Source organism: Coxiella-like endosymbiont of Rhipicephalus sanguineus (assembly GCF_018687865.1).
Map to the genome: position 1 here is coordinate 1 of NZ_NIQB01000038.1, position 23,067 is coordinate 23,067.

A 23,067-nucleotide genomic window follows, 5' to 3' on the forward strand; every position below is an offset into this window, starting at 1 on the left:
TTTAAAGCGACGAAAAATTTCTTCGCGTTCACTTTGATTCATGACATTTTCCTTTTTGCTTGAACGCGAGCCACGGCAGTTCGAATAGCCATTTGACGAGCTTCTAATGTTTGCTTAGATGTATTGGCTAATTTGGCCTCCTGATATTTGCGTTGTTGTTCAATTTTATCTCGCGCGAGCCTTTTTTGACGTTTTTCATAACGTGAGCGCCATTTGTGCGCTTGCTGTTTTTGTTCTTCAACGGTAATAATAGGGGGAAGTGTTTTTATTTCAATGCAATCCACAGGGCAAGCTGGGAGGCACCGCTCACAGCCTGTGCACACATCGGTAATTATTGTGTGCATAAGCTTTGAAGCACCGACAATTGCGTCGGTAGGGCAAGCTTGGATGCATTTGGTGCAGCCAATACATTCCTCTTCGCGAATGATGGCTATGGCCGGCGGCTTGGCTTTTTTCTCCATTTTCTCCCTATAGGGAGCAGGGTCCTGACCTAAGCAAGTGGCTATATTGATAAGTGTGTCGATTCCACCCGGTAAACAATGGTCTATTGTAGTTTCGTTATGCACAATTGCTGTGGCGTAAGGACGGCACGCCTTGTAGTTGCATAAACCGCATTGTGTTTGAGGCAATAAGTTATCTAGTTTATTAATTAATTCTTCTTTTGTGCTCATTGAGTTAATTGGGCAGTGGCATCAGGAGTTATTTTTTGCATTAAGGGTTTAAATGGATTGATGGAATAGTTAAGTAACGGTTCTTTTAAATTTGTGAAATTTAATTCATCACAATTGAGAAATATTTCTACCCTTTTGGCAGTGTCTGGTAAAATAGGTTTTAAATAAGTGGTGAGCACTTTAAATAAATTTAATCCTTGTGTACAGACGGCTTGAACGTGATTTTCTTGCCCCACTTGTTTTGCCAACGCCCATGGTTTTTCTCTATCGATATATTGGTTAGCCCGATCAGCGAGTGTCATAATTGTACGTACAGCTTTGTTATAATTTAAGGTTTCATAATATTCTGTAATGATTTTTTCGGCTTTTATAAAAGATTCATAGAGTGAGGATTCTGGTAGTTCATTAGCTAATTTACCTTCATGATTTTTAGTGACAAAACCGGCACATCGGCTGGCTAGGTTAACATATTTACCAATTAGATCCGCATTAACACGTTGGGTAAAATCCTCCAGATTAAAATCGATATCTTCCACTTGGGGTCCTAGCTTAGCAGCAAAATAATATCGTAAATATTCGGGGTTCAATCGTTCTAAATATTGACGAGCAGTGATGAATGTCCTCCGAGATTTTGACATTTTCTGACCATTAATAGTGAGATAACCGTGGACATGAATTCTTGTAGGCAAACGAAAATCTGAACCGGCGAGCATGGCTGGCCAAAAAAGAGCATGAAAATAAACGATATCTTTTCCTATGAAATGATAAAGTTCAGCTGAACTTTCTCTTTGCCAATAGAAATCAAAATTAATTTCGGAGCGTTGCTTAGTAAGGTTTTTTAAACTAGCCATGTAGCCAACGGGTGCATCTAACCATACATAAAAATATTTATCAGCTGAGCCGGGAATTTCAAAACCAAAATAAGGAGCATCGCGAGAAATATCCCAAGCTTTAAGGTCATTTGAAAACCATTCTTTTAATTTATTTGCCACTTGGGGTTGAAAATGACCCCCATTGATCCATTTTTTTAATAAATCGCTATACCGATTTAAAGAAAAAAAGAAATGTTTCGAGCGCTTTTGTATGGGTTTGGTACCCGATAAAGCGGAAACGGGATCAATTAATTCTGTGGGGCTATAAGTAGCACCGCACGATTCGCAAACATCGCCGTATTGATTGGGTGAGCCACAATTAGGACAGGTTCCGCGAATAAAACGGTCAGGGAGAAATATATTTTGTACTGAGTCATAGGCTTGTGAAATGGTTTCCGTGAAAATGTCGCCATTATTTTTTAATTGTTGATATATGAATTCTGATAATTTACGATTTTCAGGAGAATGAGTTGTATAAAAGTTATCAAAATCAATTAAAAAATCTGCAAAATCTTTGGCGTGTTCTTTATGCATATTAGCTACTAGAACTTCGGGAGAAATGCCTGTTTTTGCGCAGTAACCATAATAGCGGTCCCATGAGTATCTTCCCCACAAATATAAAGACAGGAGTTATCCATGAGGCGCTGGAAGCGCACCCAAATATCCGCCTGAATATACTCCATCATGTGTCCTAGATGGATAGGGCCGTTAGCATAGGGAAGAGCGGCAGTAACTAGAATGTGTCGTTTTTTTGTGTTCATGCATCAAACACTATACTCATTTTATCAGGGATTTTCATCTGGAAGTTGTTAGTTAGGCCTAGTGTGGTAATCTAGCATTTCCGCTTTGGAGAAGGCCCGTGTGAGAGGGAAGACCATCTATGATAAAATTTCCCTGCATGAAACAAGCCATCCGTGACAAATTAAAACAACGTTCTATTTCAGCGCATGCAGTGCAAGTGGGACAAAAAGGAATCCCTGCCATTAAAAATATCATTGCCATTGGTTCGGGAAAAGGGGGCGTTGGAAAGTCAACTACCGCCGCCAACCTTGCCTTAGCGCTTTGTAAAGCAGGGGTTGAAGTGGGTCTGTTGGACGCTGACATTCACGGACCCAATCAGCCTATTATGCTTGGGGTTAATGATAAGCTCCAAATGAGTCCTGACAAAAAATTTATTCCCATTCGCAGGCATAACATTCAGTCGATCTCAGTGGGCTATTTGATCGATGCGCAAACCCCTATGATATGGCTTGGACCGATGGTGAGCCAAGTCTTGCAGCAATTAGTCTATCAGACGCTTTGGGAAGATCTTGATTTTCTTATCCTGGATTTGCCTCCTGGCACTGGCGATATTCCCTTAACTTTAGCTAAAAAAGTCCCTTTAGCAGGAGCAGTCATCGTTACCACCCCTCAAGATGTAGCTTTAGCCGATGCAAGCAAAGCCCTCGCAATGTTTAAAAAACTTGGTATTACGGTTTTAGGTGTCATTGAAAATATGGCTACTTATCGATGCCCTCATTGCAACCATGAAGAAGCGATTTTTGGTATAGGTGGTGGAAAAAGAATGGCTGAGGACAACGGTGTTCCTCTATTAGGACAAATACCTCTCAATATCGCTATTCGTAAAAATGCAGATGGGGGAATGCCTATAATGGTTGCAGATCCAGAGAGCTTCTTAGCAGAAATTTATCAGGATATTGCATTTGCGTTGGTGGAACAATTGTCGTTACAACCCATTAATTATAGATTAAAATTTCCCAATATCGTCGTGGAGGGAACGAAATAATGCCAATTAAGTCAGATAAATGGATTCGCCGTATGGTGGAAACGTATGGAATGATTAATCCCTTTGAACCGAACCAAGTCCGACAAACACCATCTGGAAAAATTGTGTCTTATGGAACTTCGAGTTACGGTTATGACGTTCGTTGCGCGGACGAATTTAAAATTTTTACCAACATTAATGCTTCCATTGTCGATCCAAAAAATTTTGATCGAAATGGCTTTGTAGATTTGAAAGCGGATGTTTGTATTATTCCCGCTAACTCTTTCGCTTTAGCTCGCACAGTGGAATATTTTAAAATTCCTCGGAATGTATTGACAATTTGTTTAGGAAAATCCACTTATGCGCGGTGTGGAATTATCGTCAACGTCACGCCCTTAGAACCGGAATGGGAAGGGTATGTTACTTTGGAGTTTTCTAATACCACCAATTTGGCTGCTAAAATCTATGCTCATGAAGGAGTCGCGCAAATGTTGTTTTTAGAGTCCGATGAAGTCTGCGAAGTTTCTTATAAAGATCGAGGAGGGAAATATCAGGGTCAGCGAGGAGTAACTCTCCCGATAGCTTAAAATTTAGCGCGTTGAATTCTGGATAATAATCCAAAAAGAGAGCTTCTTATGCGATATTTTAATTTCCCGAAGTTGTTGAGATGGGTATTGTATTAGCCTTTCTTCTCCAAGTACCTACTTCGGCGTGGGCTTGCTTGCTAGCAGGTAATGAGATGAATTATCAGATGTTAACGACATCCTAGTTTCTAGTTAGGATCACTTTTGGTAAAATGATTTCCCGTTTTTAGTAAAAAAACGGGTGGGTCGCATGACACAATACATTTTTATTACCGGCGGAGTAGTTTCTTCCTTAGGAAAGGGTATTACTTCTGCATCCCTAGGCGCGATTCTTGAAGCCCAAGGCCTCAAGGTGACTCTTCTTAAACTCGATCCTTATATTAATGTCGATCCTGGAACCATGAGTCCGTTCCAGCATGGTGAAGTATTTGTAACAGAAGACGGAGCAGAAACCGATTTAGACTTAGGACATTATGAACGCTTTGTTAATGCGACCATGACGCGAAAAAATAATTTTACGACGGGTCAGGTTTATGCCGATGTCATTCGAAAAGAAAGGCGAGGCGATTACTTGGGTAGAACGATTCAAGTGATCCCCCATATTACCGATGAAATTAAAGAAAAAATTCGTGAAGGCGCTGGCGAAGTGGATGTCGCTTTGGTGGAAATTGGGGGAACTGTTGGTGATATCGAATCATTACCTTTTCTAGAAGCCATTCGTCAAATGCGCATTGAATTGGGAGAAGAACACACCTTATTTATTCATTTAACCTTAGTACCCTATGTTGCTGTTGCAGGAGAGATTAAAACTAAACCCACCCAGCATTCAGTGAAAGAGTTGCGTTCCATTGGTATTCAGCCTGATATTTTAGTCTGCCGTTCCGAAAGATCTTTGCCCGAAGCGGAGCGGGCAAAGATTGCCTTGTTTACCAACGTGGCTGTCCCGAATGTTATTTCTTTATCGGATGTGGAATCCATTTATGAAATTCCTTTAATTTTGCGTGATCAAGGATTGGGATATCGGATTTGTGAAAAATTAAAAATTGAAGCCACCCCTGCTGATTTGGATGATTGGAAAAACGTAATAGCGGCGCAAAAAAATCCCCTTCATGCAGTGACTATTGCGATGGTGGGGAAATATGTGGATCTTTCGGATTCTTACAAATCGTTGAGTGAAGCGCTGATTCATGCTGGTATTCATTCCAACACGCGAGTTAATATTGAATATATTGACTCTGAAGCGATTGAATTGCATGGAGTTGATTTATTAAAAAATACAGATGCTATTTTAGTGCCGGGCGGATTTGGCTCGAGAGGCATTGAGGGAAAGATTTTAGCGGCACGTTATGCGAGAGAAAATAATATCCCTTATTTGGGAATTTGTTTGGGAATGCAAGTAGCAGTAATTGAATTTGCTCGTCATAAGGCGGCAATGAAAAATGCTAACAGCACGGAATTCGATTCCGAGTCCCCCTATCTAGTTGTAGCACTAGTGAGTGAATGGTTAGCGAAAAATGGAATGGAAAAACGGAAACGTGGAGGAGATTTGGGTGGAACAATGCGATTGGGTGGCAATCCTGCCAACTCAAATCTCAAACCCTAGCCCGACAACTTTATGGCAAGGATATTATTACGGAACGGCATCGCCACCGCTATGAAATTAATAATGATTGGATTGGTGAGTTGGAAAAAAGAGGATTGGTTATATCGGGACGTTCGATTGATAATCGTCTCGTAGAGATGATTGAGCTGTCCGATCACCCATGGTTTGTAGGCTGTCAATTCCATCCGGAGTTCACTTCCACTCCGCGTCAAGGTCATCCACTTTTTATTGGCTTTATTAAAGCTGCATTGACAAGACAGGAAAGAAAAGAATCGATATCCAGAATGCCTCTAGATGAAACGGGAATAAAATAAATTTTTGTGCGAATCGAAATCGAAACGCAGGCACCTCTTAACTTTTTTATGGAGAGACAAATTATCTCTACTAAGGCCCTAAAGCTTAGCCAGAACCAGGCTGATGACTAAGGACTTTACTTGTTATTTCTTGCTAATTTCTTTAGAGTGTAGTCATGAAAATCGCTAATTTTGAAGTAGGTTTAGATAAGCATTTATTTTTAATTGCGGGGCCTTGCGTGATTGAAAGCGAGCAGCTTGTCTTGGACGTGGCAGGTGAGCTTAATTTAATTACCCAGAAACTTGGGATACCTTTTATTTTTAAGACTTCGTTTGATAAAGCGAATCGTTCATCTCATTTGAGTTATCGGGGTCTTGGCATTGAAAAAGGATTAGCCATACTCGAAAAAGTTAAAAAAACAATTAATGTCCCGATTTTAACAGATGTTCATGAAGATACACCATTGAATGAAGTATCCGCTGTCGTGGATGTATTACAAACTCCAGCTTTTTTATGCCGACAAAGTAATTTTATTCGCAATGTTGCAGCCTGCGGCAAACCCGTTAACATCAAAAAGGGCAATTTCTAGCACCCTGGGATATGAAACAGGTGGTGGCTAAAGCATGGACGACAGGGAATAAAAAGATTATGGTTTGCGAGCGGGGTTACTCTTTTGGTTATAATAATTTAATTTCTGATATGCGGGCTTTGGTTATCATGCGCGAGACTAGTTGTCCTGTAGTGTTTGATGCCACGCATTCCGTTCAATTACCGGGGGGACAAGGAGTGAGCTCCGGAGGGCAGCGTGAATTTATTCCTGTTTTAGTGCGTGCAGCAGTTGGCACCGGAATTGCTGGAATTTTTATGGAAACTCATCCGAATCCTGATCAGGCATTAAGTGATGGACCTAATTCGTGGCCGTTGGCGAAGATGCAGCCTTTGTTAGAAACATTAAAAGCTATTGATGAAGTTGTTAAAAAATCAGCATTTATAGAAAATACTCTATCTACTCCAAATTCTGAAAAGGTTTAAGACTCAGAAAAAATTGGGTATTAAATAAAGATGTAAAATACAAAATGTACCCAATTGAACATTTAATGCTATAGTAATAACCATGACAACTACCATTACTGACATTGATGCTCGTGAAATTTTAGACTCCCGGGGCAATCCTACCATTGCGGTGGAAGTTACGTTATCTTCATATGCGCGAGGTTTTGCCTCTGTGCCTTCTGGAGCTTCGACCAGTGAGCATGAAGCCATAGAATTGCGTGATAATGATCCTGACCGTTATGGAGGGAAGGGTGTTTTGCAAGCAGTGGAAAATGTAAATGGTCCTATTCGAGATGCTTTGTTAGGTCAAGATCCTGGCTCGCAGGAAGATATCGATCGCATCATGATTGAATTGGATGGAAGTAAAAATAAAGCCAACTTAGGTGCTAACGCGATTTTAGGTGTTTCATTAGCAATAGCTTACGCCGCCGCCAACGACGCTAATTTACCGTTGTACCGCTATTTAGGGGGCGACGGTCCTTTTAGTATGCCTGTTCCCATGATGAATATTATAAATGGTGGGGTTCACGCGAATAATAATTTGGATTTTCAGGAATTTATGATTGTTCCTCTAGGGGCTTCGACTTTTTCCGAGGCTTTACGTTATGGGACTGAAGTTTTTCATGCGTTAAAGCGCCGTTTGATATCACGGGGGTTAATGACGGCAGTAGGTGATGAGGGCGGCTTTGCGCCAGATTTATCGCACACCGAGGCAGCATTTGAATTAATTTTAGAAGCTATTGAAGATGCTCATTATATTCCGGGAAAAGATATTTATTTAGCTCTCGATGCAGCAAGCTCAGAACTCTATCAAGAAGGTTATTATCTTTTTGAAAATAATAAACTCACCGGTGAAGTGCTAATCAATCGATATATAGAATGGACTAAAAAATATCCTCTTATTTCAATTGAGGATGGACTCTCAGAAAATGATTGGAGGGGATGGGAATTATTAACTAAACGCTTCGGAAAAAAAGTGCAATTGGTGGGGGATGATATTTTTGTCACAAACTCGAAAATTCTCGAAGAAGGTATTGAAAATGGCATAGGAAATGCCGTTTTAATTAAACTTAATCAAATCGGAACCTTAACAGAAACGTTAGCTACAGTGGGTTTAGCTAAGAGTGCTGATTATGGCGTTATTATTTCTCATCGTTCCGGGGAAACCGAAGATACTACAATTGCTGATTTAGCAGTGGCAACTACTGCAGGGCAAATAAAAACAGGTTCTTTGTGTCGATCCGACCGGGTAGCAAAATATAATCGTCTTCTACAAATTGAGCGCGAACTCGGTGAACAAGCGCCCTATAGCGGCAGGGAAGGATTTCCTTTTTAAGAGAAAACGAGGTTAAAAATGCGAGCGATTGTTTTAATTCTCGTTGCTTTGTTCTTTTTATTACAGTACCAATTATGGTTTGCAGCAGGTGGTATTTTATCGACCTATCGCCTTCATGAGAATCTTAATTATCAAATGGCCGCGAACAAAAAATTAGCAGAGCGTAATGCAGTATTAATGGCTGATATTTTTGATTTAAAACACGGTAATCAAGCTATAGAAGAACATGCTCGGAATGATTTAGGAATGATTAAAAAAGGCGAAGTGTTTTATCAAATTGCTAATCCTTAATCCTTCTCAGCAGTTCTAAAAATTTCCTATGCAGGTCCAGCTTATTCATCAAAAAATAGAATATTCGTAGTTTACGAAGATATTAGTAACGCTTGGTTTTTAATCCAATCTCGACAAATGTAGAAAATCTTTTCTTTATCGTCAAATTAGATGCAAAATGTTAAGCTTCCTCGATGAAAAATACCTCAGATAAAAAAATGCACTTATTGCTTTCAAACGATGATGGTGTTTATGCCAAAGGACTATCAATTTTAGCTAAAACGTTAAAAGAGCTCGGTTGCGTGGACGTCGTAGCGCCAGACCGTAATCGCAGCGGTGCGAGCAATTCTTTAACTTTACATGCTCCTTTGCACATGAAAAATTTAGAAAATGGGATGATCAGTGTAGAAGGAACACCTACCGATTGTGTTCATTTAGCCATTACGGGAGTGCTTCCGGAAATGCCGGATATGGTGGTGGCCGGTATTAATGATGGGGCTAATTTAGGTGATGACGTTTGGTATTCCGGTACCGTTGCTGCTGCGATGGAAGGGCGGTTTTTAGGTTTGCCCGCACTGGCTGTTTCATTAGCGGGTGAACAATTTCGTTATCATGAAACGGCAGCCAAGGTGGCTCGCCAATTAATTAATCATATTGTAAAGGATCCCTTGCCTCCGAGTACGATATTAAATATCAACGTACCGGATCTGCCCTACCATGAACTAAAAGGTTTTGAAATTACTCGGTTAGGCACTCGACATCGGGCTGAGCCGATCATTCGACAAATCGATCCTCGTGGACATCCTATCTATTGGGTAGGAGCGGCAGGAGCTGAACAGGATGCGGGACCGGGAACTGATTTTTTTGCCATCAACAATCAATGTGTTTCAATCACCCCCTTGCGGGTAGACCTTACTTATTATGAAGCTTTTGATCAATTAGCCAATTGGGTGAAACGGCTTGAAAAATAAAGGAGTCAAATTAGGGTTAATGGTTATACTCTTGCTATTAATAGTAGTAGGCTGTATGAAAAGTACGGACCTAGCCCCAGTCGTAAACGTTTGGTTGCAGCCCGATGCAAAATTAAGTTTTTATCGAGTTAAATCCGGCGACACCATTTATTCCATTGCATGGGCATTCGGTTTAGATTACCGGGCATTAGCTGCCGTAAATAATTTGAATCCTCTCTATTCGATTCGGCCAGGTGAAGTTTTACGGATGACAATCATTCCTCGTGGAAAAAAAATTATCCCTCCAACGAGATTGGCTGCACAGACGTTGTTTTCGAGAACTCCGTTAAAATACTGGCAACCACCCCATATCGCACGGCCCGTTTTCAGTTGGCATTGGCCTGCACAAGGCCGAATTATCGGACGTTATTCCGTACGAATTATAGGAAATCAAGGCATTGATATTGCAGGGCAATATGGAGAACCTGTTCGTGCAGCCGCTGACGGGATTGTCGTTTATAGTGGTGCAGGAGTGCGAGGTTATGGTAATCTTATAATTGTAAAGCACAATGAGAGTTATCTCAGCGCTTATGCATTCAACAAACGGATCCTCGTCAAGGAAGGTAGAAGGGTTCGTCCTGGGCAGAAGATCGCTGAAATGGGGCATACTGACGCAGGATGTGTCATGCTTCATTTTGAGATTCGTCGTGACGGCAAACCAGTGAATCCACTCCGATACTTGTCGTGGAATGAAATAATACCGAAATTTCATTGAACGTGTCAGTGATGGCATGGTTGGGGGTTTAAGGTTTAAGGATGACCGTGAAAACAAAAAATAAAACCGCAATAAAAAAACGACCGGCGCGCAATACGAAAAAAGTTGTGTAAGATCACAGTTTAATTTTTGCGAAACAAAAGAAAAAACGTTCAAGAAAAGAAGATATTCTTTTTAATAATGTTAAAGAAATTAAAGAAAAAACGCGAAAACATCGTGAGATCCGAAGTTTGGATCCTGTAGAAATTTATTTACGAGAATTGGGGTTTCAACCTATCTAAGTGCAAAAGAAGAATTAAAAATAGCACGACGCGTGCCATAAAGGCGACAAAGAAGCTCGTAAACAAATGATTGAGGGCAATTTGTGTTTGGTGGTTAAATCGTGCGGCGCAGCATTATGTTAATCGAGGATTGCCTTTTCTCGATTTAATCGAAGAAGGGAATTTAGGTTTAATGATCTGAGGATTTCGTTTTTCTACTTATGCCACTTAGTAAATTCATTAAACTATCGAAAGAGCTATTATGAATCAAAGTCGAACTATGCGGTTGCCTATTCACATCATTAAAGAACTAATATTTATTTACGCGCCGAAAAAAACTAACTCAAGAAATTGACCACGGAGCAACTCCAGAGGAAGTAGCTAATTTAGTCGATAAGCCGGTGGAAGATATTTGTTAGATTATGGATTTAGCGCCGAGTACAATGATCTACTGACATTCCCATTTCGGAATATGAACAGAAGTTGGTGGTTGATACTTTGACGGACGAGAATAACATTGATCCTGCTAAATTAATTCAAGATATCGATTTGCACGACCACATTGAACGTCGGTTAAATCAGTTGGATGAACGCCAACGTCAGGTTGTGATTCTTTGTTTTGGTTTGCGAGAAAATGAAAAAGACACCTTAGAGGTAAGTAGGTAGAGCCAGTGGGTTTGACACGCGTGAGCGCGTTCGTCAAATTCAAATAGACGTCCTAGAACAGCTGAGACATATTCTAGAAATTGAGGGCGTAACGGGCGAAGAAGTAAAAGATTAAAATTTTTTCTGTCGTTTTTGCAGTTCCGAAATAGATTAGGCTTTGGCGCTTGCGTAAGAGATATCCATGTGTAATTGCCGGCTGATTTGTGAAGTAATAAAAATACCCCGTAATGTTTGGCGAGATTCATTTTCGTCGCTAATAATAAGCGTATAATGCGTGCGTAAATTTTTTAACGTAACGATGATGTTGCCGACTTTTGCGTGTTCCAACATGTGCATATCAAATGCACAGATTTTATCAAGTGGTGTCATGACTATTTTTATGAGAATGTGAGAACGTTTAATCCGTCTTTCTTGGCTGATTTTAATGGGTAGTTCGCCTAAGAAATCTTCAGATCCGACAATGCCAATAATGTTGTCATTTTCATTTCGCACTAAAAGTAAATGAATACCATAGACTTTTATGGCATTCAAGGCATCATCGATGGGTTCCTGAGGACCGACTGTGCACGCGGTATTTGTGAAAAATCGGTCATTACGGCTAATGCGGGATCATCAAGATGTACTAACTCTGGTAATTTATACGAACGCAAGAAAGTTGTTTCAGGCGAGAACTTAATCGTTTTTAAAGATTCATAGCGTGGCATGAAAAGAGTCCTTAGTCCTTATTCTAAATTTTTAAATAATATATCAAGCAATACAGAGCTTAGCATCTACAGTGGCTAGTCCTCAAAAATCTCTACGATTGCGCGCTGATCGCGCAATAAAAGATGAAAACAATAGCTAAAAAGCGGCCTTTTAGCCAAACATTTCACTCAATTAGAATAAATGCTAAAATTGCCCAATTTCGAAAAGGACTAATGATGACGAAACCCGAAAAACCTCAAGCTTCTACACGGCGACATTATGAAATAACTCAGAAGGATTTGCCTCTTTCCTGTCCTATGCCCGAAGATCGTCTCTGGGACGCGCATCCTCGGGTTTACTTACCTATTGAGAGCGAGGGTCACTTTGTCTGCCCTTATTGCGAAGCAGAATATATTTTGAAAGATTTTAAAAAATTTAAGGAAAAAGCTGAAACGTAATTTATGAAAAATAATAGAAAAATTTTGATTATAGGAGCTGCCTGGGTAGGTGATATGGTTATGGCCCAAACGTTGTTTAAGCTACTTAAACAACGAACGCCTGAGTGCCAAATCGATGTTTTAGCGCCCGCGTGGACTAAACCGTTGTTGAATCGGATGCCTGAAGTTCAGGAGTCCTTAGATTCTCCTTTTGATCATGGGGAATTTCGCTTGATGGATCGTTATCGCCTCGGTTTAACTTTGCGCGAGCGTCGATATGACCAGGCTATCGTATTACCTAACTCCTATAAATCAGCGTTAGTTCCCTGGTTTGCAAAAGTGCCATGGCGTACCGGGTGGATGAGGGAAATGCGCTATGCTCTTTTAAACGATGTTCGATATTTAAACAAAAAACAGTTACCCTTAATGATTCAACGCTTTATTGCCTTGGGATTAGAGAAAGGTGAATCTTTACCGGATGAGCTTCCTCATCCTGAATTACAAATCTCAGAGTCGAATGTAAATACAACGCTTCATCGATTCTCTCTATCCGCCGACACTCCTATTCTTTCCTTGTGTCCGGGAGCCGAATTTGGGCCTTCTAAACAGTGGCCTGTTTCCTATTTTGCTGAAGTGGCGAATGTTAAATTAGCTGAAGGATGGCAGGTCTGGTTATTTGGTTCTGCGAAAGATAAATCGGTAACTGACTCAATTGTTTCTTTGGTGAGCCGTCCTATCGAAAATCTTGCTGGAGTCACTCAATTGAGTGAAGCCGTGGATTTATTGTCCTTAGCCTCTTTGGTGGTGACTAATGATTCTGGCCTCATGCACATCGCAGCAGCGCTTCAGCGGCCTCTTGTTGCGGTGTATGGTTCTACTTCGCCTGATTTTACTCCGCCGTTGTCCTCTCAGGCGAAGATTTTGAAATCGTCCCTATCATGCAGTCCCTGCTTTAAGCGTCATTGTCCCTATGGACACCATCGCTGCATGAAAGAATTAACGCCGAGACGTCTCTTGGAACTCGCGGATAATTATAACCATTTCTTTTTATTGAAAAATTTATAGGGTAACCAAGCGATTACTAACGTGAGCAAAATCGTAAATGGATATCCTAATCGCCAAGAGAGTTCGGGTATGTGAATTCATACCATAAATGCTAGTTAATATTGGTAGTAAGAGAATAACAATTGGTAGTAAGAGAATAACAGCCGCAATAGAAAATATTTTTATAATATTATTTTGTTCTATATTGACCATTCCCAAAGTAGCTTCCAATAAAAAATTAACCTTGTTAGTAAAGAAAAATAACGCAATCCGTGAGTGAATTAATGTCCTTAGTAAGGGGGTAGTTAATTCGGCTTTGAGTTGGGCATCGGGAGGCGGCTAAATATTTTTAATGGAAAAAAGAAATTAGTCGACTAAAAGTAATTAAACTTTCTTTGTACTTTTCTGCTTAGATCACTGCTGGCTCCGATATCCTGCAAATGATACTGAAAATCATGATTTCGGGAAATTTTTCTTTTTGTGAACTGAATATAATTTGCGAATAATTTTCTAAGCGATGAGAAATATTTTTCAAATATGTCGGCTAATCGGTCGATAGAGATATCCAACCATTCCAGTAGTAAATCTACTTCTCGAAATTTACTAGTAGATTTTTTAAATGAACGTGAAATAAATAGTGCAAATGAATGAGGTTAAACGTAACGAGTTGTTATTAAAATTGTTTTTAGTTAAGATCAGAGTAACTGCATCACTTTTGGGATATGCCGTGTCAGATTTAGATATGATATTTACTGTCGTATAGAGGGCATCGTTTTCTTTATAAAGACGACTCGATAATTCAATTTCTTACATTTCTTTTCACGTAGGAATTCCTTCCAATGCTGTCTTCGACTAGATTTTCCTCTTCCTCGGAAGGGTTTAAAAGATCAATCCAAATGGTTTCCGATAATAAATTTTTATTTTCAGCAGTTACGTGCTGAAGTGAAAATTTATTTCTTTCGGAGTAGACTTTGATCATCGGTTTTCCTTAAATTATGAAAATCCTCCAATGATTATAAAGAGTATTAACTTTGAAGTGTACTTTATAGAAGATGCTTTTTAGCATAAAGGGTATCATGCAAGAGGCTAGAATGTGCTCAATAAATATGCAGAACAGTAAACTTTAACAAGCCATTACAGAATTACCTGAAATTGAAACTTACCGCACAGGATTGGCCCCGCACCTCGAAGGCTTAACCATCCATTCTATTTCTATTTTCCGCCGCGACTTACGTTATCCTAGGGAACCCAAATTAAACAAATTATTGGGTGATCCTTAACCAAATTACTCGACGAGGTAAATATCTTTTGTTTCATGTGTCGAAAAACATTAATCAAGACAGCGTCTTGTTATGGCATCTTGGGATCTCCGGTTCACTACGGTTGTCTATGAAGAAAAAGTTTCTAAAACCCCATGATTATATTCAAATAGCGATAGGCTCTTACTATTTAATGTATGACGATCTTAATGTATGACAATCCGCGACGCTTTGGTTTTGTAAAGTGGGTAGAAGATTTTCCTACACATCCAACCTTGCGCCAGCTAGGTCTAGAGCCCTTGTCACGACCTTTTTCTGGAATTTATTTATATAGCGTTTTTAAAAAAACGAGTGAACTGTAAACATGCTATCATGGAGCAACACGTTGTAGCATGTGTTGGGAATATTTATGCGAATGAAGCATTGTTTGAAGCGGGCATAAATCCACCACAATTAACCCATCAACTTTCTTTGAATCAATGTGCTGCTTTAGTGCGTGCGATAAAAGCAGTTTTAAGGAAAGTAATTGCTGAGTGTGGAACTACGTTAAAAGATTTTTTAAATCCCGACGATAAACGGGGTCTTTTTAGACCGCGATTATTGATATATGGCCGGTCTGGGAAAACTTGCAGGAAATGTAATCGATCCATTCATTATAGATTATCTGCTTAGCCAACGACGTACCTATCAATGTCTGACGTGCCAGCGATACAAAACTATTCTTCGCCTTTGAGTAAAGGAGAGGGAAAAACCATCGTGAGCATCTTAATTAAATGATTCCATTTTTCTCGAGAAACTAATAGCTAGGAATAAAGCATACAAATGCAATTCTGTGGTGTCACTCAGCCAAGGGTTAGCAAAACAGCCCACGATCATACTGACTAATAAAATCTGAATTAAATAGCGATATTCATCGGAAAGAGAAAAGCTATATCGCCATTGTACTGCAAAATTTAATAATAAAAATGTAAGCCCAACGATTCCTAACTCAACAGCGGTATTTAAATAGCTGTTATAAGAGATTTGCATAATGCCAGTATCTTTGGTGAGTGAGGAAGGTAGCGTAGCATAAGCAGTATGAAAACTTCCGGTCCCATGGCCAATCCAGGCTTTTCTTTATAAAGAAGGTAGCCATTTTTCATCGACTGGAAACGAATTCCAATGGACGTTTTTACTTCACCATGTCGATAATGTTCGGTATTATGTGCAATAGCCAGAATGCGAGATTGAAATTCCGTAGAGAAATGATAAGCAAGGCTGGCCAAAAGGATGGTGAGAATGAAGCTCCCAGAAATCCCCGCCAACCAAAATGAATGATAGCCATGTATAAGAGAAGAGCTGCGAAAATAAAATATCCTGAACGTCCTTGGCTAATAAAAATAACATTAAAAATAGCAGCTAAAGCGAGCAAACCATAAATCCAAAGAAATCTAAATTTCTTTAGAAATCGATAAATGAAAATAAAGGCAGCGATAACCATTAAGAAATTTTGAATGATGTGGTCTTTAAAAACACTGCTTTCATCAAAACGAGAATGAAAAAGAAAGGCGGGATGACAGTAATATTTGATGTAGGAAAGTATTAAAGTAATCACCATTGCGGCTAAAAAAGCATTGAGGATATATGGTTGCCAACGAGTTTGAGAGAAAAAGTCAACTAAAAGAGCGGCACATAATAAAATCCCAGCTTTGGAGAGTTGTCGAAATATATCTTGATAAGGCGCAATCCAATAAAAAGAGCCTATAATATAGAGCAACATCCATGCGATCAAAAAAAATGCTACAGGATTTGCCCAGATGGTTCGTATCTTCGCTTGCCAAGAATTGCTGAATAAGCTTAAGATAGTCGCAAGAGGGAATAAAATACAGGTGAGGCTAGTCGAAATTGGAAGGAGCAGAGCCGAAGCGACGAGTAGTATTCCAGCACTTTTATCAATCCAAATTCCTTTAAAACTCATTGTTTCCTGCATGATGATCTCGGCAACGAGTTAAATTTACTGTTAGAATAGCCGCTAGTTTAACATAAGAATATTAAAAGATGCCACATGCGTGAACTCCATATCCTCGAACCTACCTTAGCTGACCAGACTGGGCATTGCCATGGCTATGTCCAGAGTTTGATTCATGCTAATGAAACCTTTAAATATGCATTGCATATTTGGCTCGATCGGCGTGGACGTGATTTATATTCAAATAAACGCTGTCAATTGCACCCTTATTTTTGGTATAGATTGCGAAAAATACAAAAGTTTTTTTGTTTGCGTTCATTGATTCAATCCAATAAAACTATTTTTATTCCAACCGCAGGTGGTATCGATTTAGTTTATTTGAATTCCATTTTGAAAAGCAGAAAATATCCAGGAAAAATATTTCTTCATTTTCACCAACTTAAAATCTCTGACGAAAAGATTAACTTACTCAAGAAAATAGCTCGATGCCATCCTGAATTTATTGTCATGGCACCAACGAAAGATTTGTTAAAGATTTTTGAAGAGAGTGGCTTTCATAATTGTGCACAAGTTTTTTGTCCAAGTTATGCTCCTTTATCGCAGCGTCGTACAGTTAATTTGTTTAGAAAAGTAATTTATGCCGGGGCAGCTAGAAGCGATAAAGGCTTTTCCGAAATGGTCTCTTTTTTGGAATATTTTTTTCTCAAAAAGAAAAAAATACCACTTTTGAAGTACAAGCTTCGCCGCCCTCTTCAGGACGATACGACGGCAAGAGTAAAACCGCGTTATTGAGACTTAAAAAATTGCCTTTGTCAAAATTAATTTTGCATGAATCCACACTGAGTCAAAAAGAATATCAGCAATTATTTATGGGAGGCATTTGTCTCTTAGTTTATGATTTGGAAAGTTATCGAAATAAATTCAGTGGCGTTGCTTTAGACGCTTTTTATGCGGGATGTCCCCTGATTACTATTAGAGGTACGTGGATGGGGGAAGTTACGCAACGGTTTCAGGCAGGGGTGGCCTTGACAGATAGCTCCCCTATGAGTATTTATGAAGCTTTGGTAAAAATCCGACAAAATTATACTCAATTTCATGAAAATGCCAAGCAGGCTGGCAAAATTCTTATTGAAGAGCACGACCCTAAAAATACTTTTAAAATTATTGAAAAAATGAGTGGCAGCAATGAGTAAATTATCCGTATATTATTGCTTATAATCAAATATCGAAAATTGAAGCAACGATTAAAAGCGTTTTATGGGGGGGGGGATGAAGTCCTTGTTGTAGATTCCTACAGTACTGATGGTACTAGCGAATTGGCAGAAAAATTAGGCGCACAAATTGTTCAACTTCACTTTAAGGGGTTTGGCGATTTTCGGAACCAAGCAATTGCTGTGTGCTAATACGAATAGATTTTCAGTTTAGATTCGGACGAGCGTTGTACGCTAGAAGTTCGTGATAAAATTTTTTCAATAATTAATTCTGATAAAGTTGTTCATATTTATAAGGTTCTACGCAAAAAATATTTTTGGATCGTTTAAATATGGTGGATAGTATCCAGATTATCGCCAACCACAATTATTTCGAAAAGGAAGTTTGAGTTATGTTAACGTACATCAAAATTATCAATGTCACAGTAAAAAAACCATTGGTTATTTAAAAAAATCGATCTTACAAATTCCATTTGAGAATTTATCTGAAATGATGAACAAAGCCAATCGTTATTCGACACTTGGCGTCGATCGACTTAAAAAGCGATATCCAGAATCATCGATGTCGTTAGCTCTCACTCATACTGTTTGGACCTTCATAAAAGTTTATTTTTTAAGAAGAGGTTTTTTAGATGGCTGGCCAGATTTTATCATCGCTATTGGCCATAGTTATGACGCATTTTATCGTTATGTCAAATTTTATGAGAAAGAAAAATTAAAAGAGATCCATAGCGTCGAGTAAACATCCTAAAGATAACCCTGCCTAGTTGTAAGCAAAAAATAGTATTTTTATTTTAGACAGCAGTAGATAAGTTTTTAAACAACGCATCGAGACGAACCACGCGAGCGTTGCGAAAATCACCAGAGCGAGTAAATGAAACGATCCATCGATCAATTATATTTAAATCTAAAGATGCTAGTAATCGCAGCTGATAAGTACTCATGTTCATAAGTATTGCTTTAACTTCGATAGCAATGTACTGATTTTTGGGTAGCTGAATAAGAAAGTCTATTTCTTCTTTTTCCTTGGATCGTACAAAATAAATTTGTGGAATTTGAGCACAGTTCGTGAAAAATTGTGTTATTTTCGTTAATGTCAAATTTTCTAGTAACCCACCGAAATAAGGACTTACTATAAAGAGGTTCTGCCTGCGTCCATACCTTGGAGGCGAACGGCTAGAGCAACATCTTAAAAATAGAGTTTAAGAGTTTTAATGAGCCTTTAATTTAAATTATTAAAATAAGGCTAAGGCGAAAACTACCACGTAAGATGGCATTTTCTTCTAATAAAGCTATCCATTGATTGCAACGTGGTGGCATCGACACCAACATTACCAACATTTTTAGCAATGTCAGAATAATTAATCAGTTGTCCTACTTGTCCGTCTATTAATTGTAGAGCTTTAGCGAACGCTGCTTTTTGCTCAATTCCCATTGTTGAAATAATATCTTTATTTAATAAAGGTCGTGATAAAATCGTTAAGGTAATTTATGGGGCTTATTTCTAGACTGGCATATAATTCAAGCCATCTTTCCTCGAATAAAAATAGAAGGAAATGAAAAGTGATGAGAAAAGTTTTTTAATTTGCTAATTTCATGAAGTGACAAAGTATTCAGAGTAAAATAATGGGCCCTTTCTGCCAGGAATTCCTGCACAGATCGATGGAATAAAGCTTGGTTAAACCTGTAATCCATAAATCGAAAGTGATTGGGGTATTTTGACGTGGGATAAACGCTGTTGTTCATCCATCCGTTTTTTTGGAAAAAAATTTCTGATGCTAACGTAGCTTTATCTAAGATCAAAGGGCCACAAAATTGATCGAAAAGAGTTCTGGATTGTTATTTGCGAATTGACCGTATTCCAATGTCATCGAAAAGAACTAGCTTATGAGTTCATATATGATCCAGTAGCGAAGTTTTTTGACTTGTCTCGAGCCTTGCAATATCTTTTTACAGGAAGGATGGATTTTTTTTAACCTCCTTCACCAAAAATGGTTAAAATCTCTGAATATCCACATATTGACTATATTTAGGATCTTACCCAAAATTGGTCAAGAAGATTAAAACCATCAAAGGACCAACCAAAAAGCTAAATCGAGAACTTCAGGTTTAGAGGATTGCCAAAAGCTTCTTGACCTCTCCCTTGCCGATTTCAACGATTCTGAGCATAATAACTGCTTCAAGAAAGGCAGAAATCCCATGACGGATAAAATTGACATCCCCCCTTATCAGAAGGCACATGTAGTGGTTTATGGGGATTTAATGCTAGATCGGTATTGGTATGGTTCTGCCCTGCGGATTTCTCCTGAAGCGCCAGTACCTGTAGTTAATGTCAATCATAGCGAAGCCCGCCCTGGAGGCGCGGCAAACGTAGCCTTAAATATAGCGGCACTAGGGACTTCAGTAGAGTTGCTGGGTTTGGTGGGGGAAGATGGTGAAGCAAAAGAATTGGAATCTTTGCTTCCTTCAGATTCAATTCAGTGTCTTTTCCACCGCATTCCTAACTATCACACAGTCACAAAATTACGGATCTTAGGCCCGAACCAACAGCTTTTACGGATGGATTTTGAAAAGTGTTTAGACGTTTACCAGGATGAACCCTTGGTGCGTCGTTATGTGGAGTCTCTTTCAGGCACCAATGCTGTAGTTTTATCGGACTATGCTAAAGGTGCATTGATAAATGCTTCCCTTTTAATAAAAAAAGCACGTGAAAAAGGGCTTCCTGTCTTAGTAGATCCAAAAGCTTCGGATTTCATTCGTTATGAAGGCGCTACGCTGTTAACTCCCAATTTAAAAGAATTTGAAGCAGTGGTGGGGCCTTGCAGAACAGAAGAAGAATTGAAGTCCAAGGCTCGAATCCTAATTCAAAATCATCATTTTGAAGCCATTCTTGTTACCCGCGGTAAACTTGGAATGATTTTGGTTGGAAAAATGAACTGACTGTCAGTCTGGTTGCTCATACTCGCGAAGTTTATGACGTTACTGGTGCCGGGGATACCGTTATTTCTGTAATGGCGGCTTCCCTTGCCGCTGGTTCTGATTTAATTTCTGCTGCTAAACTTGCTAATCTGGCTGCTGGTTTAGTGGTGCGAAAATTAGGTGCTGCGACAGTCACCGTCCCTGAGTTACGCTGGGCTTTGCATCAGATGACAAATTCACATGCGGGGATAATGTCAGAAGCGCAGTTGTTGCAAGCAGTGGCCGATGCGCGTGCTCATGGCGAAAGCATTGTTATGACAAACGGTTGCTTCGATATTTTACATGCGGGACATATCCATTACTTGGAAGCTGCTAAGACAATGGGCAATCGGTTAATCGTGGCGGTTAATGATGATTGCTCAGTGTCGCGTTTGAAAGGAACCGAACGTCCACTCAATTCATTGCACGCACGGATGGAAGTTTTGGCAGCCTTACGTGCTGTCGATTGGGTTATATCTTTTTCGGAAGACACCCCGGCCCGTTTAATTGCTGCGGTTTTACCTGATATTTTAGTGAAAGGCAATGATTATCAGCTGCACGAAATTGCCGGAGGAGACGCCGTTCTTAAAAACGGCGGTAAGGTATTGAGCATACCAATTAAAACGGGTTTTTCCACGTCTCAATTAATTGAGAAAGTCAGAGGAGTAACGACGTGATTATTGTAACCGGTGCTGCAGGATTTATTGGAAGTAATTTATTAAAAGGTCTCAATGCCCAGGGACAAACAGAAATTATTGCTATTGACGATTTAACTGATGGCAGAAAATTTCGAAATTTAGCGGTTTCAAAATATTATGATTATCTGGATTATGAAGATTTTTTAAATCGAATTATCGCTGATCAATCGTTCGGGCGACCTATCGAAGCAATTTTCCATGAGGGGGCTTGTTCGGTAACAACCGAGTGGGATGGTCGATATATGATGCGGAATAATTATGAATATTCCAAACACCTATTGCATTATTGCATGAAACGAAAAATCCCTTTGATTTATGCATCTAGTGCTGCTGTATATGGCGGTAAACAGCAGTTTAAAGAATCAAGCGATAGCGAAATGCCTTTAAACGTATACGGTTATTCAAAATGGGTCTTCGATCAATACTATTTGCAACAGTGCTCCCAAATTAACTCTCAAGTTGTTGGCCTTCGATATTTAAATGTATATGGGCCTCATGAACAACATAAAGGATCCATGGCCAGTGTGGCTTTTCATTTTATGAATCAATTACGTGAAACCGGGGTGGTTAAATTATTTGAAGGTTGGGATGGTTATTCCGATGGAGAACAGATGCGGGATTTTATCTCTGTAGAAGATGTGGCGAAAGTGAATTTATGGTTTTTGGTGAATCCAAACAAATCGGGTATTTTTAACGTCGGTACGGGCCAGGCACGCACTTTTAATGCTTTGGCAAAGATATTAATTCAATTAAATGGTGGAGGGAAAATCGAATATATCCCTTTCCCCAAAAAATTAAAAGGCGCGTATCAAAGTTTCACAGAAGCCGATATTACAAAATTGCGAGAAAGCGGTTATACCAATGAATTTTTCACTCTAGAAGAAGGCTTGCATCGTTATTTTAAATGGATGAATTCTACTTTGTATCCACAGCGAAAGAATGATTACAGCTCGGTGGATTGCTGTTAGCAAATTTTAGATAAGTGTAAGGACTATCAGCCGTAGTTGGCACATGGTACTTGTTTGAAGTGGAAAAATTGTCATTATTGGATAACCTTTTTCTACTGGGTTATGGCTAGATATTTGAACAGCTAAATTAGCAGAACCCGTCACACTTACAAATGTTGCTCCATTAATGTCGACGCCATTATTATTGATGTAACTTGCGATCACTTGCCTAGGTATAGGAAAATCTTTTAAATTGACCGATAAATTATCTGTCAAAGATGAAAGATGTAATTCTGCCGTCAGTGTTTGCGCAGTTAATTCCACTGCACTTACTGTTAAGAGTGTAAGAATAAATTTTTTCATTCGATATCTCCTTAAAAATTTGAAGTAAAGATTATAGGAATCTTTTCCAATTAATAATAGGTACCATATTTTTAAAGAGATAGGGCTAGAAAATTTAACAAATTACTTAGCTATCTGATTGATAGCTTTATTCATCAGTAGCCGTGTTATTTTTTGTTATCATCTCGGAATTTTTTGCCCCCTGTAAGGCCATTAACGAAAGTGTCGCTAATAATTGCTCGTTGTCCAGATGATTTCGTTGGAGTTGACTTTATATTTTAGCCAGAATTAATACTTACTCACGAGCGACAACCGCCGGAGAAGCAGTTTTCATTTCTTTGAAACAATCTAGATTATTGACACGTTCGTTAGCTACATAATTTTACACTTAAAGGACTTGCGTAGCCCTTAGGGAGATTGGGATCATCGGGTATTCCAAC

The 23,067-nt window shown here is 39.2% G+C and carries 25 protein-coding genes and 5 pseudogenes; 20 read left to right on the top strand and 10 right to left on the bottom strand.

Annotation, left to right across the window (positions count from 1 at the left end; all coding sequences use genetic code 11):
- Positions 1-38 precede the first annotated feature (38 nt).
- The gene (locus tag B1F79_RS02265; protein WP_251365827.1) at positions 39-671 is read right to left on the bottom strand and encodes an RnfABCDGE type electron transport complex subunit B; all 633 of its coding nucleotides are present in this window, start codon (positions 669-671) and stop codon (positions 39-41) included.
- Positions 668-2,304: pseudogene (gene metG / locus B1F79_RS02270) on the bottom strand (methionine--tRNA ligase). The gene B1F79_RS02265 and the pseudogene metG overlap by 4 nt, the downstream one beginning before the upstream one ends.
- Before the next feature lie 119 nt (positions 2,305-2,423).
- On the opposite strand from metG, the gene B1F79_RS02275 reads away from it, so the two are divergent.
- From B1F79_RS02275 to B1F79_RS02315, 9 genes and pseudogenes are all read left to right on the top strand, one after another.
- Positions 2,424-3,329 (top strand): Mrp/NBP35 family ATP-binding protein, encoded by a 906-nt coding sequence (locus B1F79_RS02275; protein ID WP_251365828.1) that lies wholly within the window; start codon positions 2,424-2,426, stop codon positions 3,327-3,329.
- A complete protein-coding gene (gene dcd, locus B1F79_RS02280; protein ID WP_251365829.1) occupies positions 3,329-3,895 on the top strand; it encodes a dCTP deaminase in 567 nt (188 codons plus the stop codon). Before B1F79_RS02275 ends, dcd begins: the two co-directional genes overlap by 1 nt.
- A 247-nt stretch (positions 3,896-4,142) precedes the next feature.
- Positions 4,143-5,809, top strand: a pseudogene (gene pyrG, locus B1F79_RS02285) (CTP synthase).
- 155 nt (positions 5,810-5,964) lie between these two features.
- Positions 5,965-6,821 (top strand): annotated as a pseudogene (gene kdsA, locus B1F79_RS02290) (3-deoxy-8-phosphooctulonate synthase).
- Between the two features lie 82 nt (positions 6,822-6,903).
- The gene (gene eno / locus B1F79_RS02295) at positions 6,904-8,178 is read left to right on the top strand and encodes a phosphopyruvate hydratase (RefSeq protein WP_251365830.1); all 1,275 of its coding nucleotides are present in this window, start codon (positions 6,904-6,906) and stop codon (positions 8,176-8,178) included.
- Between the two features lie 18 nt (positions 8,179-8,196).
- On the top strand, positions 8,197-8,469 hold the full coding sequence (ftsB, locus tag B1F79_RS02300; RefSeq protein WP_251365831.1) for a cell division protein FtsB: 273 nt from the start codon (positions 8,197-8,199) through the stop codon (positions 8,467-8,469).
- Between the two features lie 197 nt (positions 8,470-8,666).
- The gene (gene surE, locus B1F79_RS02305) at positions 8,667-9,419 is read left to right on the top strand and encodes a 5'/3'-nucleotidase SurE (RefSeq protein WP_251365857.1); all 753 of its coding nucleotides are present in this window, start codon (positions 8,667-8,669) and stop codon (positions 9,417-9,419) included.
- A 19-nt stretch (positions 9,420-9,438) separates the two neighbouring features.
- On the top strand, positions 9,439-10,173 hold the full coding sequence (locus tag B1F79_RS02310) for a peptidoglycan DD-metalloendopeptidase family protein (protein WP_251365832.1): 735 nt from the start codon (positions 9,439-9,441) through the stop codon (positions 10,171-10,173).
- A gap of 113 nt (positions 10,174-10,286) precedes the next feature.
- Positions 10,287-11,214: pseudogene (locus B1F79_RS02315) on the top strand (sigma-70 family RNA polymerase sigma factor); the annotation flags it as partial.
- A 35-nt stretch (positions 11,215-11,249) separates the two neighbouring features.
- On the opposite strand, the gene B1F79_RS02320 reads toward B1F79_RS02315, so the two are convergent.
- Complete coding sequence (locus B1F79_RS02320) at positions 11,250-11,630, bottom strand: CBS domain-containing protein (RefSeq protein WP_251365833.1); 381 nt, start codon at positions 11,628-11,630, stop codon at positions 11,250-11,252.
- Positions 11,627-11,803 carry a hypothetical protein gene (locus B1F79_RS02325; protein WP_251365834.1) on the bottom strand — a complete coding sequence of 59 codons (177 nt, stop codon included), beginning with the start codon at positions 11,801-11,803 and terminating at the stop codon, positions 11,627-11,629. Before B1F79_RS02325 ends, B1F79_RS02320 begins: the two co-directional genes overlap by 4 nt.
- 213 nt (positions 11,804-12,016) lie before the next feature.
- Between B1F79_RS02325 and B1F79_RS02330 the strand changes: the two genes are divergently transcribed.
- Positions 12,017-12,241 (top strand): zinc-finger domain-containing protein, encoded by a 225-nt coding sequence (locus B1F79_RS02330; protein WP_372443107.1) that lies wholly within the window; start codon positions 12,017-12,019, stop codon positions 12,239-12,241.
- A 3-nt stretch (positions 12,242-12,244) separates the two neighbouring features.
- Positions 12,245-13,285: a lipopolysaccharide heptosyltransferase II gene (gene waaF, locus B1F79_RS02335; RefSeq protein ID WP_251365835.1), complete on the top strand. Its 1,041-nt coding sequence runs from the start codon at positions 12,245-12,247 to the stop codon at positions 13,283-13,285.
- On the opposite strand, the gene B1F79_RS02340 is transcribed toward waaF, so the two are convergent.
- Positions 13,280-13,477, bottom strand: a complete 198-nt coding sequence (locus tag B1F79_RS02340; RefSeq protein ID WP_251365836.1) for a magnesium transporter CorA family protein — start codon at positions 13,475-13,477, stop codon at positions 13,280-13,282. The genes waaF and B1F79_RS02340 overlap by 6 nt on opposite strands.
- Before the next feature lie 938 nt (positions 13,478-14,415).
- On the opposite strand from B1F79_RS02340, the gene B1F79_RS06820 reads away from it, so the two are divergent.
- From B1F79_RS06820 to B1F79_RS02345, 3 genes are all read left to right on the top strand, one after another.
- A complete protein-coding gene (locus B1F79_RS06820) occupies positions 14,416-14,544 on the top strand; it encodes a hypothetical protein (protein ID WP_372443109.1) in 129 nt (42 codons plus the stop codon).
- A complete protein-coding gene (locus B1F79_RS06825) occupies positions 14,534-14,740 on the top strand; it encodes a DNA-formamidopyrimidine glycosylase family protein (protein ID WP_372443108.1) in 207 nt (68 codons plus the stop codon). The genes B1F79_RS06820 and B1F79_RS06825 overlap by 11 nt, the downstream gene beginning before the upstream one ends.
- 113 nt (positions 14,741-14,853) lie before the next feature.
- Positions 14,854-15,195 (top strand): formamidopyrimidine-DNA glycosylase, encoded by a 342-nt coding sequence (locus B1F79_RS02345; RefSeq protein WP_308159723.1) that lies wholly within the window; start codon positions 14,854-14,856, stop codon positions 15,193-15,195.
- Positions 15,196-15,288: 93 nt separating this feature from the next.
- Here the strand turns inward: B1F79_RS02345 and B1F79_RS02350 are convergent, their stop codons facing one another.
- Together B1F79_RS02350 and B1F79_RS02355 are read right to left on the bottom strand one after the other, a co-directional pair.
- Positions 15,289-15,552, bottom strand: a complete 264-nt coding sequence (locus B1F79_RS02350; protein WP_251365838.1) for an O-antigen ligase family protein — start codon at positions 15,550-15,552, stop codon at positions 15,289-15,291.
- Positions 15,553-15,694: 142 nt separating this feature from the next.
- Positions 15,695-16,480: a hypothetical protein gene (locus B1F79_RS02355; RefSeq protein ID WP_251365839.1), complete on the bottom strand. Its 786-nt coding sequence runs from the start codon at positions 16,478-16,480 to the stop codon at positions 15,695-15,697.
- An 87-nt stretch (positions 16,481-16,567) separates the two neighbouring features.
- Between B1F79_RS02355 and B1F79_RS02360 the strand changes: the two genes are divergently transcribed.
- The 4 genes from B1F79_RS02360 to B1F79_RS02375 all read left to right on the top strand — a co-directional run bounded on the left by B1F79_RS02360 (position 16,568) and on the right by B1F79_RS02375 (position 18,424).
- Positions 16,568-17,263: a hypothetical protein gene (locus tag B1F79_RS02360; protein WP_251365840.1), complete on the top strand. Its 696-nt coding sequence runs from the start codon at positions 16,568-16,570 to the stop codon at positions 17,261-17,263.
- Positions 17,260-17,664 carry a glycosyltransferase gene (locus B1F79_RS02365; protein WP_251365841.1) on the top strand — a complete coding sequence of 135 codons (405 nt, stop codon included), beginning with the start codon at positions 17,260-17,262 and terminating at the stop codon, positions 17,662-17,664. The genes B1F79_RS02360 and B1F79_RS02365 overlap by 4 nt, the downstream gene beginning before the upstream one ends.
- 15 nt (positions 17,665-17,679) lie before the next feature.
- Entirely contained in the window at positions 17,680-17,874 is a 195-nt protein-coding gene (locus tag B1F79_RS02370) for a glycosyltransferase (protein WP_251365842.1), read from the top strand.
- Positions 17,875-18,172: 298 nt separating this feature from the next.
- A complete protein-coding gene (locus B1F79_RS02375) occupies positions 18,173-18,424 on the top strand; it encodes a glycosyltransferase family protein (protein WP_251365843.1) in 252 nt (83 codons plus the stop codon).
- Positions 18,425-18,476: 52 nt separating this feature from the next.
- On the opposite strand, the gene B1F79_RS07220 is transcribed toward B1F79_RS02375, so the two are convergent.
- Both B1F79_RS07220 and B1F79_RS02385 read right to left on the bottom strand, forming a co-directional pair.
- Complete coding sequence (locus B1F79_RS07220) at positions 18,477-18,818, bottom strand: DUF4143 domain-containing protein (protein WP_504739178.1); 342 nt, start codon at positions 18,816-18,818, stop codon at positions 18,477-18,479.
- Positions 18,819-18,940: 122 nt separating this feature from the next.
- Positions 18,941-19,171, bottom strand: a complete 231-nt coding sequence (locus B1F79_RS02385) for a DUF8612 domain-containing protein (RefSeq protein WP_504739179.1) — start codon at positions 19,169-19,171, stop codon at positions 18,941-18,943.
- 710 nt (positions 19,172-19,881) lie between these two features.
- Between B1F79_RS02385 and hldE the strand changes: the two are divergent.
- Positions 19,882-21,317, top strand: a pseudogene (gene hldE, locus B1F79_RS02390) (bifunctional D-glycero-beta-D-manno-heptose-7-phosphate kinase/D-glycero-beta-D-manno-heptose 1-phosphate adenylyltransferase HldE).
- The gene (rfaD, locus tag B1F79_RS02395) at positions 21,314-22,306 is read left to right on the top strand and encodes an ADP-glyceromanno-heptose 6-epimerase (RefSeq protein ID WP_251365846.1); all 993 of its coding nucleotides are present in this window, start codon (positions 21,314-21,316) and stop codon (positions 22,304-22,306) included. The pseudogene hldE and the gene rfaD overlap by 4 nt, the downstream one beginning before the upstream one ends.
- Before the next feature lie 6 nt (positions 22,307-22,312).
- Here the strand turns inward: rfaD and B1F79_RS02400 are convergent, their stop codons facing one another.
- On the bottom strand, positions 22,313-22,609 hold the full coding sequence (locus B1F79_RS02400; RefSeq protein ID WP_251365847.1) for a hypothetical protein: 297 nt from the start codon (positions 22,607-22,609) through the stop codon (positions 22,313-22,315).
- Between the last annotated feature and the right edge of the window lie 458 nt (positions 22,610-23,067).

Coding starts and splice junctions, on each gene's coding strand:
- B1F79_RS02265 (WP_251365827.1), bottom strand. CDS start 671: ATGAGCACAAAAGAAGAATTAATTAATAAACTAGATAACTTATTGCCT.
- B1F79_RS02275 (WP_251365828.1), top strand. CDS start 2,424: ATGATAAAATTTCCCTGCATGAAACAAGCCATCCGTGACAAATTAAAA.
- dcd (WP_251365829.1), top strand. CDS start 3,329: ATGCCAATTAAGTCAGATAAATGGATTCGCCGTATGGTGGAAACGTAT.
- eno (WP_251365830.1), top strand. CDS start 6,904: ATGACAACTACCATTACTGACATTGATGCTCGTGAAATTTTAGACTCC.
- ftsB (WP_251365831.1), top strand. CDS start 8,197: ATGCGAGCGATTGTTTTAATTCTCGTTGCTTTGTTCTTTTTATTACAG.
- surE (WP_251365857.1), top strand. CDS start 8,667: ATGCACTTATTGCTTTCAAACGATGATGGTGTTTATGCCAAAGGACTA.
- B1F79_RS02310 (WP_251365832.1), top strand. CDS start 9,439: ATGGTTATACTCTTGCTATTAATAGTAGTAGGCTGTATGAAAAGTACG.
- B1F79_RS02325 (WP_251365834.1), bottom strand. CDS start 11,803: ATGCCACGCTATGAATCTTTAAAAACGATTAAGTTCTCGCCTGAAACA.
- B1F79_RS02330 (WP_372443107.1), top strand. CDS start 12,017: ATGATGACGAAACCCGAAAAACCTCAAGCTTCTACACGGCGACATTAT.
- waaF (WP_251365835.1), top strand. CDS start 12,245: ATGAAAAATAATAGAAAAATTTTGATTATAGGAGCTGCCTGGGTAGGT.
- B1F79_RS02340 (WP_251365836.1), bottom strand. CDS start 13,477: ATGGTCAATATAGAACAAAATAATATTATAAAAATATTTTCTATTGCG.
- B1F79_RS02350 (WP_251365838.1), bottom strand. CDS start 15,552: ATGCAAATCTCTTATAACAGCTATTTAAATACCGCTGTTGAGTTAGGA.
- B1F79_RS02355 (WP_251365839.1), bottom strand. CDS start 16,480: ATGAGTTTTAAAGGAATTTGGATTGATAAAAGTGCTGGAATACTACTC.
- B1F79_RS02360 (WP_251365840.1), top strand. CDS start 16,568: ATGCGTGAACTCCATATCCTCGAACCTACCTTAGCTGACCAGACTGGG.
- B1F79_RS02375 (WP_251365843.1), top strand. CDS start 18,173: ATGATGAACAAAGCCAATCGTTATTCGACACTTGGCGTCGATCGACTT.